The 15,435-nt window shown below is 71.3% G+C and carries 9 protein-coding genes and 1 pseudogene; 9 read left to right on the plus strand and 1 reads right to left on the minus strand.

What is annotated here, in order from left to right:
- From DVR07_RS21170 to DVR07_RS21210, 9 genes are all read left to right on the plus strand, one after another.
- The coding region (locus DVR07_RS21170) for a hypothetical protein (protein WP_115799322.1) at positions 1-1,158 on the plus strand (1,158 nt) is incomplete at its 5' end.
- Positions 1,159-1,250: 92 nt separating this feature from the next.
- On the plus strand, positions 1,251-2,456 hold the full coding sequence (locus DVR07_RS21175; RefSeq protein ID WP_115799323.1) for a cell division protein FtsZ: 1,206 nt from the start codon (positions 1,251-1,253) through the stop codon (positions 2,454-2,456).
- A complete protein-coding gene (locus DVR07_RS21180) occupies positions 2,453-2,719 on the plus strand; it encodes a hypothetical protein (protein ID WP_162829668.1) in 267 nt (88 codons plus the stop codon). The genes DVR07_RS21175 and DVR07_RS21180 overlap by 4 nt, the downstream gene beginning before the upstream one ends.
- Entirely contained in the window at positions 2,716-3,795 is a 1,080-nt protein-coding gene (locus DVR07_RS21185; protein WP_115799325.1) for a hypothetical protein, read from the plus strand. The genes DVR07_RS21180 and DVR07_RS21185 overlap by 4 nt, the downstream gene beginning before the upstream one ends.
- A complete protein-coding gene (locus DVR07_RS21190) occupies positions 3,792-5,900 on the plus strand; it encodes a hypothetical protein (RefSeq protein WP_115799326.1) in 2,109 nt (702 codons plus the stop codon). The genes DVR07_RS21185 and DVR07_RS21190 overlap by 4 nt, the downstream gene beginning before the upstream one ends.
- 1 nt (position 5,901) lies before the next feature.
- Positions 5,902-7,113 (plus strand): hypothetical protein, encoded by a 1,212-nt coding sequence (locus DVR07_RS21195; RefSeq protein WP_115799327.1) that lies wholly within the window; start codon positions 5,902-5,904, stop codon positions 7,111-7,113.
- Between the two features lie 2 nt (positions 7,114-7,115).
- Complete coding sequence (locus tag DVR07_RS21200; protein ID WP_115799328.1) at positions 7,116-9,932, plus strand: hypothetical protein; 2,817 nt, start codon at positions 7,116-7,118, stop codon at positions 9,930-9,932.
- Positions 9,932-10,933, plus strand: coding sequence for a hypothetical protein (locus tag DVR07_RS21205; protein WP_162829669.1), 1,002 nt, complete (start codon positions 9,932-9,934; stop codon positions 10,931-10,933). Before DVR07_RS21200 ends, DVR07_RS21205 begins: the two co-directional genes overlap by 1 nt.
- Positions 10,926-13,622 carry a hypothetical protein gene (locus DVR07_RS21210; RefSeq protein ID WP_162829670.1) on the plus strand — a complete coding sequence of 899 codons (2,697 nt, stop codon included), beginning with the start codon at positions 10,926-10,928 and terminating at the stop codon, positions 13,620-13,622. Before DVR07_RS21205 ends, DVR07_RS21210 begins: the two co-directional genes overlap by 8 nt.
- A 197-nt stretch (positions 13,623-13,819) precedes the next feature.
- Here DVR07_RS21210 and DVR07_RS21215 read toward each other — a convergent pair.
- Positions 13,820-15,435, minus strand: a pseudogene (locus tag DVR07_RS21215) (hypothetical protein); the annotation flags it as partial.

Here is a 15,435-nt window from a genome sequence, read left to right on the forward strand (position 1 = left end):
CGCGAGCGGTCGCCGTCCGCGCCCGCGGCCCGCCGGCTCCTCGACGCGGCGGCCGCGCCGGACCGGGCCGACCCCGACGAACTCGAAGCCGCGCTCGACCGCGCGGTCTCCGCGATCGAAACCGTGCGGACGCTCGAACGCGCATTCGAAGAGCTGCCCGACGCCGGCGAGGTCGCGCCGAGCGACGTCCGCCGGGCCGGCGACCGGCTCGACCGCCCGGACGACGAGGTCACGGCGGGCGTCAGGCGGCTGGCCGAGGCGGCCGCCGCGGACCGCTCGGCGACCGAGCGCCGCGAGACCGAGCGCGACAGGGTCGCCGAGGCGACCGACGTCCTCACGGCAGCCGCGACCGAGTCGGCCGACCTCGACGTGGGGCCGGACAGCGGCCGGCCGGCGGCCGAGCGGCTCCGCGGGCTCGCCGACGCCGTCGAGCGCGGCGAACTCGGCCTCGCCGAGGACGGCGCCGGCCGGGTCGGGCCGGTCGCGACGGAGGTGCGCCGGGAGCGCAGCCCGGAGAGCGCGGTCGCCAAGCGGCTGCTCGACCGGCTGGCCTCGCCCGGGCTTGGCGACCTCAGGGCCGCGCTCGACACCGCGGTCGAGCAGCTCGACGCCGCCTCCACGACCCGGAGCGTCGTGGCGGACCTCGACGACGAGTCGGTCCTCGAGCTGGCCGACGGCGTGGCGGCCCGGCTCGACGGAGCGACGGGGCCGGCCGCCGACGCGCTCGCCGACCGGGTCGCCGACCTCCGGGGGATGGTCGACCGGGCCGACGACTCGAACGCGGTCATCCCCTACGCGGTCCGCAGCGAGCTGCGGTTCTACGACCGGACCCTCGTCGACGAACTCGGCGCGTCGGGTGCCGGAGCCGCGAGCGCCGGGACGGCCGGCGCCGACCTCCCGGTCGCGGAGGTGGCCGACCGGCGCGAGGCGTTCGAGGACCGCTACGTCGACGGACGCCGAGATCACAACCACAGCATCCCGCTGCACTTCCTCTCGCTGGTGGACGCGCTCCGGGAGGACGCCGAGGCGGCGGCCGCGGCCGGCGACGACGCCCGGGCCGCCGGGCTGCTCGCGGCGGCCGACGAAACCCTCGACTACGTGGAAGAACTCTACGAGCGAAACGAGTACAGCGTGATGCTTCGTCGACTGCGCGGATAGGAGCGGGTTTTTTACGAGCTCTAAGGCAACATAATTTCTTTTTCCGTTAGGTATATGTGCGCGCTTTGTGGATAACCGAGAGACGTACCGACATGGTATATGTATTTGCTGGCACCGGGCAAGCGGGGAGCGCCATCGTGGACGACGTGTTCGGCCACCGACGCGTCTCCACCCCCGCGTCACCCCTGGTGTTCAACTCGACCATCCGGGACCTTCGGAACCTCTCGAACGTCGGCGAGGCCAACCAGTACGGCATCGCCGAACGGCACGGTCTCGTCGAGCGGGGCACGGCGGGGTTCGAAGAGCAGGTGACCGGCGGTTTCGGTCGGAACCCGGTACAGGCCGACCAGGTAATGGCGGACCACCGCGAGGAGCTGGTGGACAGGCTCGCGGCGCACTTCGACAAACCCGACGGGACGCCGGGCGACATCCCGTTCGCGTTCGTCTGCCTCGGGCTGGGCGGCGGCACCGGCTGCGGCATCGCGCCCCACGTCGCCGAGGCGATCAAGGAGTACACCGACGGCGTGGCCCAGATAATCGGCGTCGCGGTGCTGCCCAACACGAAGGGACCGATCGAGGAGGACGACGAACAGATCAGCGCGGGACGCCAGGCGTGGAACACCGTCTACGGGCTCGACCGACTGGAGGAGACCGTCGACGGCATCATCCTCGTGGACAACCAGCGGCTCGCCTACGAGGACGCCGCCGAGGGTCGGTTCGCCGAGTACAACGAGTACGTGGCCTCGGGGCTGGTCGACCTCATCTCGGGGTCGACGCTGGAGCGCATCGACCCCGGCGAGTACGACGACGTCGACCCGCCGGTCGTGGACCTCCAGGACGTCGTGACCTCGCTGTCGTTCGACACCCGCGGGACCAACCCCCGGCCGGGGTACGCCACCATCGGCAGGTCGGTCACGATGACCCAGTCGCTGCTGGGCTACCTGCTCCCGTTCGTCGGGGGCCAATCCGTCGACAGCAGCGCGCTCTCGCGGCTGGCAGCGAGCAAACAGACCCTCTCGGACGCCTCGCCGGACGAGGCCGAGAAGGCGATCGGACTCATCCGGGCGCCGGTCGAGTACATCTCGGGCGGCGGGAGGCGCATCGAGACCTCGACCGTGCGCCGGTTCCTCGAGAGCCAGTGCCCCGAGGTGAACCTCGGCGTGGCGCTGACCCGTCGGAACCTGGCGTCGTTCACCTCGCTGTTCACCTACCGGCGCGAGGACGTCGCCCGCATCGCCGAGATAGAGGAACGGGCCGACGAGTACGAGCGACAGAACGAGGCGCGGCAGACGGTATGACGCGGAAACAGCTCCTTGTAGGTCTTTTGGCCGTTGCCGTGCTCTCGGTGGTGATCGTGACGACCGTCGCCGGCGGATCGAACGCGGCGGCGGAGCCGCCGCTCGCCGAGCAGATACACGACCAGACCAACGCCACGAGGGCCGCGCTAACCGCCGCCGAGAACCCCTGGGCGCCGCGGGTCGGTGGCCTCGGAATCGGCCTCGCGGTCGGCCTGCTCGGCGGCGGGCTGGTCGCGTACGTGAACCGGGGTGACGGCGGGTGAGACGGCTTCTCGTCGGCCTCTTCGTCGTCGCGCTGGTCGTCGGACAGACGGGCGGGGCCGCGGCGACGTCCCCGAGCGCCGAGGCAGCCTGCGGACAGACCGGCGGCGGAGAAGTGCTCGTCGGGATACTGCCCGGCGCGTCGTCCCCGTCCGACTCGCAGGTGCTCACGGACGAGACGGGGCTCTACCCGGGCACGAGGTTCGAGGTGGCCCTCTGCAAGGACGGCCAGCTCAAGCACACCCGGGGCTCCGAGTGGGAGCTCGCGTCGACGCCCGGCCTGGAAGTGCTGAAGAAGGGCGACGCGACCGTGACCGTCAACGTGACCGGCGCCGAGCCGACGGTCGACCTGCCCGGGCTGGTCGACGGCAAGCAGAACCTCGGCGGCGTCTCGGTCGTGGTCCCGGACGGCTCGACCGCCGACTCGGCGCTGGCTGACGGGCAGATAACGTTCGAGAGCTCCGCCGCGGCCGACGCCTACAACGAGTCCGAAGGACGGTACCTCGCGGCGCTGTCGAACCTCACGGCGGCGACGGCCCGGCTGAACGAGTCGGCCGCCACGCTCGAAGCCGGCGAGGCCGACCCGGACAACCTCTCGGTCGCCGGCGAGTCGGTCGCAGACCCGGTCGTCAGGCATCGGAACGCCGTGGCGAACCGGAGCGACGCGCTCGAAGACACCCTCTACGAGGCGGCGTGGCGCTCCGGCGGCGACGCGTCGGCGCTGGCCGCGCTCGAGGCGGCCCAGCGGCGCGAGCGGACCGACGGCCGCGAGGCCGAGCGGGCGATGGAGCGGTACCTCTCGGCGCTCGAGCGCGCCGAGGGCGACGCGCAGACGACGGTGTGGCTCAACCTCGGCGGGGCTGCCCTGCTCGGCCTCGTCGTCGGGCTGGTCCCCGGCTGGAAGCTGACCGCGGGCAGGCTCGAGGACATCCGGTTCGACCGGCAGGTCAACTCGGACGTCGACTACGGGCTCGGCGTGTTCGTGCGGGTCGCGGGCCTGGCCGCGGTCGCGCTCGCGGTCGGAATCGGCGGCGCGGTCGCGCTGGGCGGACCCTCGATACTCGGAGGACTACTATGAAGCGAGAAACCAAGGCGGCACTCGGCATCGGCGGCATCGTCATCGCTGCGGCGGCGGTCGGACTCGTCCTGTTCCTGTTCACGAGTTCCCGGCTCGGCGTCGGCTTCATCGCCCTCGGAATCCCGGCGCTGCTCGTCGCCGGCGTCGGGGTCTACGTCCGGAGCGTGGTCTCCCGGCGGGGCACCAGCGAATCGAACTACACCGAGCAGCAGGCGACCCGGGCGGCGACCGACCTCCGGGAGTTCCACGCGGAGTTCGACGCGCTCCGGAGCGAGTACCCCGGCTGGGACGCCGACGACGTGAAGTCCGGCGTCGAGCGGATCGCCGACGACCTGGCGGACCAGGGCGTCGACTTCGACGCCGCTGCCGGCACCTTCTCGAGCAAGCGGTTCGGCGGGTCGGCCGACGTCCAGGACCTCGAGCGCATCCGGTCGGCGGTCGACGACCTCGAGACCTCCCTGACCGACTCGTTCGAGTCGTTCGTCCGGAGCGACCTCCGGCGGCTCCGCGACGAACTCGACCGGCTCGCGGACGCCGACCTCGCGACGGTCGGCTCTTGGCGCGGCCAGCAGGCGGTCGACGAGGCCGACCACGACGTCGAGGCGCTCGAGGACGTGCTGGCCGACCACCGCGCGGACGCGACCGACGCGGTCGGGCGGGCCGCCGACGAAGTGCGGCGCCTGCTCGCCGACGTGGACGGCCAGGTCGACGAGGCCCGGGTGGAGGACCTGCTCGACGACGCCGAGTCGCGGGCCGAGGCCGACGACCACGCCGGGGCGGTCGACGCGGCGCTCGACGCCCAGGCCGCGCTCGAGGGCGATCTCTCGGGCCGGTTCGAGGCCGACCGCGAGTCGGTCGAGAACCTGCTCGAGGCGGTCCAGTCGTCGGTGGCCGAGGAGTACGTCTCCACGCGCCACGTCGAGCGCGTCGAGGAGGTCGACGCCGCGATGGCGTCGCTCGACTCGGCGCTCGACGTGAGCGACCTCCGGCGCCACCGCGACGCGCTCCGGGAAGCCTGCGTCGCGATGGTCGAGGAGATGGAGGGCGACCTCGAGGACGACCTCTCGGCCCTCGGCGATGCCGACGTCCCGGCCGACTACTACGAGTGGCCCTCGGCCGGTGACGAGGAGTACGCGGCCCAGCTCCGCCGGACCGACGACCTCGACGAGTTCCGGCTCACCTGGACCGGCGCGGTCGGCGACCTGTCGAACGCGCTCGACCGGCTGTCGGAGAAGGCGTCGGTCGCCCGGTCGTACGACGACATCGAGTCGGTCATCGACGACGAGCTCCGGGCCGACGCCGAGGTGACGGCCGCGGACCTGCCGGTCAAGGAGGCCGGCGCGTTCATGGACCTCTACGCGCGCAAGCACGCGGAGGTGTCCTACGACCCGTCCGGCCCGGCGCTGTCGGCGGCGGGCGACGCCGAGACCCACGACGTGACCGTGTTCGCCCAGTTCGACGAGGGCGGGCCCAAGCGCGGCGTCACCCTCGAGATCGAGGGGACGGCCCACGCCGACGACGAGCACGTCCGGACCCACCTCGCCGAGGAGGTCACCTTCGAGGAGGTCCCCTACGGCGAGTACGCCGTCCGAGCCGACCCCGACCCCGACGACTACCGGACCCCCGAGGAGACCGTCACGGTCGACGACGACGTCGAGGTCGAGCTCACGATGGCGGAGGTCGGCCTGCGCGAGCAGGTCTGCGCGGGCGTCGAGGACGACATCCGCGAGTACCTGCCCGAACTCGCAGACGACCTGAGCGACCAGTACGACGAGGAGGGGTACCTCGCCGAGTCCATGGACTACCCCATCACCGACGACTACGTCCCCTGCCTGCTGGCGATGTGGGCCGAGCGGGAGGACCTGTCGGTGACCCGGACCGACGCCGACGGCGTGGTCGCGTTCGACGCCGAGCAGCTCGACCAGGAGGTCGAGATGGTCCTCCAGCACAACCTGGACGACGACGAGACGATGACGTTCGACGACTTCCGGTCGCGGTTCCTGTCGGCGCCGCTGCCCGACGACGTGATCCGGGAGGCGGTGACCGACTCCGCGGTCGCCGAGTCGGTCGAACTCACCCCCGACGGAGTAACCAAGCGAGCATAACATGTCACAAGCAGAGAACACCTTTACACGATGGGCGGTCATCGCCTCCGGCGAGGGTGGCGGGCGCATCGCGTCCCAGTTCTTCACCCGGTCGGACAACCCCGGCATCGACGACCGCATCCTCGTGATGAACACGAACCGCGCGGACATCCGAAACACCATCAGCCGCATCGAGGACAGCATCGACGACGAGGACCCGTGGACCCGCCACGCCCTGGAGTTCGGCTCCCAGCAGGGCGCGGGCAACTTCTTCGTGACCGGCGAGGAGGCCGCCCGCGAGGACCTAGACCGCATCGTCGGCAACATCAGCGACCTCGGCGGACACACCGACGCGTTCCTCCACGCCGCGACCCTCGGCGGCGGGACGGGCAACGGTTCGATCCCGTACATCATCGACCAGTTCAAGAGCGGGCTCGACACCAGCCAGCGCAAGGAGTGGATGGACAGCACCATCCACGCCGCGCTGGCGGTGTGGCCGTACTACTACGAGGCGCCCCAGCGCCAGTTCAACGCGGTCTGCGGGCTCTCGCGGCTGCTCCGGTCGTCGGACGGGAGCCAGAACGCCGACATGGTGCTGCTGGTGGCCAACTCCCACCTGAGCGACGACGAGTCGTCGGGCACCGACTACACCGAGGTCAACGAGTGGATCATCTCGGCCATCGACCTGATGATCGGCGCGGGCCGCGAGACCCGCGGGGTGATCGACATCCAGGACTACGTCACGGTGCCGTCCCAGATCGGGGCGTACCACTTCACCCCCGCGGTGGCCACCGACCTCAACGGCGACCTGTTCGAGATGGAGTACATGTTCGACAAGGCCGCCGAGAACGCCTTCGTCCCGATGGACGTGGGCACCTCCCGGGTCACCTACGCCGTGGTGCGAGCGCCCGAGCACATGATCGAGAGCGGCGACATCACCGAGCCGGACGTCCAGAACGCCTTCAACGACTGGAAGCGCAAGCACGGCCTGCTGGGCGCCTCGGGCATGACCAGCCTCACGCCAAAGCAGGAGCGGGGCAACGAGGTCGACGTCCTGCTGCTGCTGGGCGGGTTCGACCTGAACCCGCTGCTCGACCACTCCTGGGAGGAGTACGAGGAGTACAAGCGGAGCCTCGAATCCGGGCGGTCGCTCGGCAACGCCCGGCTCCCGGCCGACGAGCTCCAGCGCATCGAGGACAACCTCGACGAGTACAGGGAAATCAACGAGGGGTAGCCATGGCAGGCACGCGCCCCTCACGACGCGAACGCCTGGGGTCGGCCGCGCTGGCCGCGCTGCTGACCCTGTCGGTCGTCGCCGGGGTCGCCGGCGTCGGCGCCGCCCACGGCGACACCGACCACGTCAGCCGGGACGGCGACACGCTGGTCGTCAAGCTCGGCGACGAGCACGGCGTGAGCGAGACGAAGAAAATCACCGTATCGGTCGAAGGCGGCAAGTCGTACGAGAAGTCGGTCAAGAACAAGACCGATACGTTCCGGATTCCGGTCACGGAACTCAGCGCCCGGAAGACGGACCTGAAGGAAGCGACTGTCGCGGTGCGAGCGAACGGGTCCGAGCTATTCAACGAGACGGCCGACCTCCAGTATCTCAAGTTTGGCAACACGAAGAACGCCCAGTTCTCCGGCACCACGCTGCGGGTACCGCTGAAGCCGGCACTGGGCTACGCCGACGACACTAGCGTGTCGCTCGAACTCGACGGGGAGCCGAACGCGGTGAGCGGGACGGTCGAGTATCGCGACAACAACACCGACATCCTCGCCGTCTCGTTCGACGCCGCCAACCTCTCGCTCCCGGTCGCGAAGCAAGCGACCCTCTCGGTTCCTGACCGGGGGAAAACGACGTCGCTGCAACTCCGCAAGTACGTCGAGGACGCGACCGAGGTCGTGCAAGACGGCAGGACGCTCGCGGTGACGAACCCTCTGCTCGAAGACAGGAGCTACGATGTCGTGGTCAGCACGGAGCAACCGAGCGGCCGATTCGCGGCCCCGGTGGAGGCCGGCGAGGGTCGGCTCGAACTGACCGACTCGGCGCTGGCGACCGCGCAGAACGGGACCGTCTCGGTGTACCGCGACGGCGAGCTGTTGATAGATAGCGCGGACTACTCGGCCAGGACCGGCGAGAAAGTCGACGCGACGGTCGCCGACAACGGGACTACCGTGTCGCTTGACGGCGAGTCGATGACGTGGAACAAGACGACGCTCTGGCTGGCCAACGATTCCCGGTACGTCTCGGTTACAGTACCCGGCATCGTCGAGAACGGAAGCGTGAACCTGAGCCCCACGCCCTACCAGTTGGACCCGAACGGCAGCTACCGGGTCATCGTCGACGGGAAACACCTCGTCCGGGCGAACGTGACGGGCGACGGCGAGACCAACAACTCGCTGTTCTACGCGCCCGCGAACGCCGGCGGGAACGCGTCGGATTCCAACGGTGGCGGACTGGTAGGTCAGTTCGACCTCCCGTTTGGGAGCACACTCCTCATCGGCCTGCTGGTCGGCTTCTTGATCGGCGGCAGCGGTATCGTCTTCGTGTTACGGCGTGGCAGCAACGACCCCGACCCTGCCACTGCGGCCGGCTCCGCTGCGGGAACGACCACCCGCAACGACGAGTACACGGTCGACATCGAGGTCAGAGATGCCAAAACCGGCTCGCTCGTGACGGACGAGGTGACGGTCCGCGCCACGCAGAAGCACGGGAACGGCGGCTCGACCAACAGCGGCCACGGCGGCGAGGAGACGACGCTGACCGACGGTGAGGGCACGATGCGACTCGACAGGGGACGGTGGACCCTGGTCGCAGAGAGCGACGGCATCCGGGACAGGAAGAAGATACGAGTCCGGACCAACAAGGAGCTCACGTTCGACCTCGGCCCGCAGCAGGCAGCGGTCGAGGTGACCGACGGCGACGGCGAGCCGGTGTCTGACCTCCCGGTGACCGCCACGCCCGACGAGGGGGCGAGCGAGACGAGCCCGACCAACCCGAACGGGCGCGTCGGCTTCGAGCTCCCGCTCGCCGCGAGCCGGGTCGAGGTGGCCGCCGACCACGAGAAGTACGAGGGCGACCGGACGACCCTGTCGCTCGACGGCGACACCGCCGAGGGGTCGCTCTCGCTCCGGCCGCTGACCGGCGGTCTCGAGGTGACCGCGACGGTCGACGGCGCCGCCGTCGAAGGTCTCCCGGTCGAGGTCCGGCCCCGCGAGGAGGCGATTCGGAAACTCGGCGAGAGCAGGCGGTCGGCGACGACCGGCCCGGACGGCGTCGCCGCGTTCGACGACCTGCTCGTCGGCACGTACGAGGTCGCGATGGAAATTCCGGGCGGCGGCGACGCCTTCGCGGTCGAGTCGAAGCAGGTCGACGTCGGCGACGGGCGGCGGGCCCGCGCGACGCTCGACGCCGGCTTCGAGTACAGCCTCGGGCGGAGCCAGCGCGACCGCATCGCCGCGGTCCGGCGGGACGTCGACGCGATGGCGACCGCCTCGGGCCGCGACGTGGCGATTCCCCGGTACTACGGGAGCGTGGTGACAGACCTGCTCGATACGGTCGAGCGGCTCTCCCGGGAGGGCCACCGGTTCGCCACCGCCGACGCCGATCCCGACGCGGTGGTCTCGGCGCTGCTCGACGCGGCCGAGCGGTCGGTCGAGCTCGTCGACGACGCGATGGCGACCAAGCGCAACACCGACCTGTTCGGCGCCTGCGCGGACATGCCCGACCAGCGGGTCGAGTGGACCGGCGGCTTCGACGTCGACGTCCTCTTCGAGTTGCTGGCCGAGGACCGCAAGACCCAGCGCCAGACCGTGCTGACCCAGCTCCGGTCGGTCGACGACCGGATCAACGACGAGCGGGCCGACGTCGCGGTGGTCGCGCCGGCCCGCGAGCTCTGGGAGGGCGTCAAGGAGTTCGTCAACGCCGAGCGCGGCGACGACCCGGTCCGGGGCGCGGTGGTCGCGTTCGCCGCGGGCGGGCTGCTCGATGCCGTAGACGAGCTGTTCGACCACGAGCGACTGCGCGACCGACTCGAACGGACGGTGTTCTAATGACGGAGACACACAGACGAGCCCGATGCGTGTTCGCGGTGGCGCTCATCTGCTGGTCGCTGGTCGCGCCGGCGGCCGCGGCCCAGGAGGAGGCCTCGTCGCCGGAGACGGCCGACGAGTTCCTCGACGCGTTCCGCGGGCTCGAAGGGAACCCGGCGTTCCAGGAGTACAGCGAGTTCGAGGTGGTGCGGGCCCAGGCCGTCTCGGCCGTCCAGGTCGGGACGTTCACCGACGCGAAGGCCGAGCGGATGCGGCTGGTGCACGAGGTGCTGGTGACGTTCGACGAGGCGTACAACCTGAGCCGGAGCGGCTCGCGGACCGCGGCCCTCGAACGGGTGAACGAGACCGAGTCGCTGCTGGCCGACCTCCGGGCGGCCGGCGGGACCCAGTACGCCGCGCTGACCGGCATCGCGCTCGACCGGTTCTACGTCGACCAGGGCGAGGCGCTCCACGAGGCCGCGCTGGCGACCAACGACACCCGGACCAGGCTCGACCGGATGGCCAGCGCGGCCACCGCGTACAAGCGCGGCGGCGCGGTCCAGCAGTACTCGAACCTGGTCGTCCAGCGCGAGCGGCTCCAGTCGGCCTACCGGGCCGACGTGGAGGCGCTCAACGAGTCGGTGGCGGCCGCCCGGTCGTTCCTCGACTCCTGCGGCGAGGCGTGCGGCTCGCCCGTCGGCGCGCTCGCGGCCCACGGCACGGCGGTGTTCGACGAGTACGCCGCCGCCCGAAGCGCCAACGACCGGCTGGCCGCCGCCGAGACGGTGACCGCCGAACACGGGCTGGCCGACCGCGCCCGGACCGTCGGGGCGCTGCGCGAGCGCGCCCGGTCGGCGGTCACCGGGCTGGCGCTGGCCAGCGCGCTGCTCGCGCTCGGGTTCGCGCTCGTCGTCGCGGTCGTGGCGATGCTGTTCGCCCACCGGCTCGCGGCGTGGGGCCGCGACGTGGAGGACTCCCAGATCGGCGAGATCGTGCTGAGCGAGGAGGTCGCCCATGGATAAGCGCCGCCTGCTGACGGTCGCGGTGGCGCTGCTGGTCGGCCTCCACGCGATCGCCGGCCCGGTCGCGGCCGATTCGAGCGTCACGGTAAGTAGGGCGGAAGCCGCTGCAAGTTCTGGCGACACTGTTACGCGGGCACTGACCGCCACGTTCGTGGCGCAGTCGAACCAGTCTGTCACAGTCAACAATCAGATGGCTGACGGTGCAGTCGAGTTCGATTTCCAGGAGTGGGACGACCTCGATGGCGGCGCAAGCGGAACCAGTAACTCATGGACGATGCAGGCGGGCCACGAGTACGAGATCCGGTACGAAGCGACTATCCCGTCAAGCGCTACGGGCGGATACTATTACGGCGACACGGATGACCCGGACAACAACCGCCTCGAAGTTCGTGTCGTCGAACCCCGGTTCGGCAGCATCTACACCCAGGACGCGACCGTCGTGTTCAGGTCGAACGACGAGGGGAGCGCCACCAAGGAGGTCAGCATCTCCAACACCGGCGAGGGCCAGATGCGGCCGACCGAGGTCACGTTCAGCGGCGTGCCCGGCGGATTCTCGGCGAGCTACGACAGCCTGCCCAACACCGTCGACGCGGGCGAGTCGAGCGCGTTCGACCTCGAGATCGAGGCCGACTCGTCGGTGTCGAAGGGCACCTACCAGTTCCGGGCCACGGTACGCGACAACCTGGGGAACACCGAGAGCTTCGACGTGTCGGTCACCGTCGAGAAGCCCCCGGTGCTGGGCCTGGGAGGCGGCGGGTCCGAGGTCGACGTCGGCGACATCCTGGTCGGCAGCCAGCAGACGAAGGAGTTCACCGTCTCCGAGGAGGCCGGCTACACGGGGATCGACGGCGTCAGCGCCCGCATCACCAACTCCGACCAGTACGGGTCGATCAGCTTCGACCAGTTGCGCTACCTCGACACCAGCCCCGGCGGAAGCGACACCGCCGAGGTGACGATCTCGGTCGGCGAGAACGCGGCCCAGCACGCCGACATCGAGTGGTCGGCGTTCCTCAAGCCCGGCGGCGAGAACAGCGTGGGCGAGGAGATCGACTTCACCGGCCGGGTCATCTATCCGGCCCGGTTCGGGAGCCTGACGATGTCGAACGCGTCGATGGTGTTCGACGAGCCGAAGTCGGAGGTCGGCACACAGACCAAGACGGTGACGGTGACCGTCCCCAACGACGGCGACCTGCGGATGAACGTCCTCGACGCGACCGCGCGGACCGACAGCACGGCAGTCACCGCCAGCGTCGTGGACACCCCCGACACCATCGGAGGGCTCTCGGAGGGCGGGGTGCGGGTCCGCATCGAGGCCGACCCCGACACGCCCGAGGGCAGCCACGGGCTCGGCGTCTCCGTCGACACCGAGAACGCGGGCAGCGAGAGCATCACCAGGCAGATCGACATCACCCACGGCATCGAGATGTCGGTCGAGAAGACCGGGCTCAGCTACGGCGACGTCATCGTCACGAAGAACCTGACGATGAGCACCGACGTGGCCGAGGCGCTGGAGTACCGGGACGTGACCGGGCTGTCGGTCACGAAGCAGTCCGGACCCGAGGAGTGGCTGACCGTGGTCGAGCGCCCGCCCGAGACGCTGGACGCGGGCGAGACCGCCCCGTTCGTCGTGGCGCTCCGGTTCGACACGGCGGCCGAGCTCTACCGGGAGTACACCTGGACCTACCGGGTGTCGGGCGACGGAGTCGAGACCGAGACCGTCACGGTGACCGCGACGCCCAAGCCCTACTCGTTCGACCAGATACGCGACCCGCTAGACGAGTACACCGGGTCGGGCGACTGGCGGGGCCGGACGGCCGCCGGCATGGTGTCGGCGCTCGACGGCCTCGAACGCCAGCTCCGGGACGGCGGTAACGTCTCCCGGACCGACCTCTCGACGTCCATCGCGGCCGGCCGGGCGACGATGCTGTTCATCGAGTCGGTCGAGAACGCCAGCGAGACGATGGACGCGGAGGGCAACGAGGCCGCCCAGCAGCAGGTGGTCCGGGCGGCCGCGACGTACAACCTGCTCGACAGCTACGTCGCGAAGCTCGACGACCCGCAGCTCCGGCGGTCGGCCGGCGAGTCGCGGGCCGCCGCGAAGGAGCGGGCCGAGCGACTGATCGGCGCCCAGACCGACTACTACCGGTCGCGGCTCGATTCGGGCAACGTCTCGATGATCGAGCGCGCCCACATGAAACGCCAGCTCGCCCAGTTGGCCTCGCTTCAGGGCGAGACGAAGCGGGCCGAGCGCCTCCGGAAGGAGTCGGCCGCCGCGTTCGACGCCTACAGCGAGACCGTCAAGGAGGCCAACCAGGAGCGTCAGTCGGCCCGCCAGCTCCGCGAGGAGCTGCGCGGCGGGATGCTGACGGTCGTGGCCGGCCAGCCGCTGATGGTCAACCCGATGAACTGGGACGCCTTCGAGGAGCAGTCGGCGGCCGTGAGCGCGACCTACGGCGAGGCCGCGACCGCCTTCAGTCAGGCGGGCGCGACCGAGGAGGCCCGGCGGGTCCGGAGCGAGCGCCAGCAGGCCGTCGGCCGGCTCCAGGTGGCACGCTACTCGATGTACGGCTCGACCGCGGCCTACGGGCTCGGATTCGTGGGCCTGCTGGTCTACCTGACGCGCAACACCTACGCCTACGTCCGGGACGCCCGCGAGGCGGTCAGCGGCGACTTCCTCGTGGCCTCCTGACGCGGCGCGGAGCGCGACCGACCCGGAACTCGCAGTTCATTTTTGGCGACCGACGACCGAGGAAGGTCGACGCCTCCCGACGATTCGCGGCTACAGAAAACGGGTAGAGACGCGCATGGTGCACTGGAACGGGGAAGAGCGGGTCGGCCGGAAGAAGAGGCGAGGCCGACTGCGACTCGGCGTCCCAGACGGGGAGCTCAGACGTCCTCGAACCGCGAGACGAGGTGGTCCGCACCGCCGTCGTCGGCGTCGTCGTCGCGCTCGACCGTCCAGTCGGCCAGCGCCGCCTCGGACCAGTCGTCCTCGTCGGCCGGCGCCGGCCCGCGGAGTTCGAGTTCGGTCTCCCCGTCGTCGGCCGAGAGCGCGACCGTCACCGTCGCCTCCGGGCCCTCGGTCTCGACGTCGACGAAGTGGGTGAACCGCTCGCCGGGCGCGAGCCCGTCGACCGACTCGCTGCCGCCGTACATCAGGTCGCTGACCGCCTCGCCGGTCGCCGCGACCGAGAGGTCAGCGACCGGCGACTCGCCGCGGTTCTCGACCACGAGGACGACGCTGCCGTAGCCGCCCGAGACGCGGGTCTCGTCGCCGACGTCGGCCGCCAGAGCGTCGACTCCCTCCGCGGGGGCCGCGCTCGCGTCGGTCACCCGGCCGAGCGTCCCGAGGCGGTCTGGCTCGCCGTCGGCGAACTGGTACTCGACGACCGTCTCGGTCGCCGGGTCCTCGAGGGCAACCCCCTCGACATCCCGGGTCCACTCGACCGACTCGCCGGCCGGTACCCGGAGGTCGACGTCCCAGATGCCGAGATCGCGGGTGCCGATGCGCTCGACCGTGCAGTCGACGTCCCGACCGTTCGCCAGGTCGACCCGGACCTGGTAGCCCCCGTCCACCGGGTCGAGGACGACCTCCGCGGCGAGGTCGGCGGGCTCGACCGAGACCCGCTCGGCCGGGACCTCGCAGGTGGCGTCGGCCCCCGCGACCGTCGCGGCCGGAAGCTCGACCGTCCCGACGTCGGCGAAGGCGTGGTGGCGCTGTATCGTCGCACTGTCGCCGGGCGGGACGTCGCCGACCGCGACGGTCTCGTCGGGGAACGACGCCCGGACGGACTCGGCCCCGGCGTCGCCCTCGTTGCGGACCGTGACCCGCTCGCGGACCCCGTGGGTCCGGGCGGGCTCGGTCGTCTCCAGCCGACGGTCGACCGAGAGGACCGCGCCGTCGGCGGTCGCCCCGCCGGACTCGGAGTCGGTCGCGCCCGTCGCGACCGGTTCGTCGGCACCGGCCGGGGCCTCCGCCTGGCGCTCGGCGGGCTCGTCGTCCGTCGACTCCGCAGCCATCGCGTCCGCTCGCGGCCCGGCATCGGCCCCGTCCTGCGAGTCGACGGGCTCGCGCGGCGGTTCGGGGGCGGACTCGCGGACGTCGGCGTCGGACCGAGGCGACGCGGCCGAATCCCGTCGGGAGTCGGCGTCTCCGCGGGGCCGGTCGGCCGTTCGCTGCCGGGCCCGGGCGTCCCGCTCGCGGGGTGGGGCGCGCCCGGTCCCCTCCCGGCGGGGCCGGCGGTCGTCCCGTCGGCTCCGGGGCGCGTGGCCGTCCCGGTCTCGTCGCGGGGCGGGAGCCTCCTCGCGTCTGGCCGCGGACCCGTCACCCTCGCGTCGATGCGGCTCGCCGCCGGCGCCGCGCCGCGGGGAATCCTCGCGGCGGGACGCCCCGTCGCGTCGCGGACGGCGGTCGTCCGGGCGAGCCCGGTCCGCCCGGCCGCGGGCGCCGCCGAACTCGTCGGCCTCGAACCGCGCCGACGCGGTCGCGCCCGCGCCGGCCA

This window comes from Halorussus rarus, assembly GCF_003369835.1.
In the GTDB taxonomy this organism is placed as follows: domain Archaea; phylum Halobacteriota; class Halobacteria; order Halobacteriales; family Haladaptataceae; genus Halorussus; species Halorussus rarus.

What these genes read in the sequence shown, in the direction of transcription:
- DVR07_RS21175 (WP_115799323.1), top strand. Translation starts at nt 1,251, where the DNA reads ATGGTATATGTATTTGCTGGCACCGGGCAAGCGGGGAGCGCCATCGTG.
- DVR07_RS21180 (WP_162829668.1), top strand. Translation starts at nt 2,453, where the DNA reads ATGACGCGGAAACAGCTCCTTGTAGGTCTTTTGGCCGTTGCCGTGCTC.
- DVR07_RS21190 (WP_115799326.1), top strand. Translation starts at nt 3,792, where the DNA reads ATGAAGCGAGAAACCAAGGCGGCACTCGGCATCGGCGGCATCGTCATC.
- DVR07_RS21195 (WP_115799327.1), top strand. Translation starts at nt 5,902, where the DNA reads ATGTCACAAGCAGAGAACACCTTTACACGATGGGCGGTCATCGCCTCC.
- DVR07_RS21200 (WP_115799328.1), top strand. Translation starts at nt 7,116, where the DNA reads ATGGCAGGCACGCGCCCCTCACGACGCGAACGCCTGGGGTCGGCCGCG.
- DVR07_RS21205 (WP_162829669.1), top strand. Translation starts at nt 9,932, where the DNA reads ATGACGGAGACACACAGACGAGCCCGATGCGTGTTCGCGGTGGCGCTC.
- DVR07_RS21210 (WP_162829670.1), top strand. Translation starts at nt 10,926, where the DNA reads ATGGATAAGCGCCGCCTGCTGACGGTCGCGGTGGCGCTGCTGGTCGGC.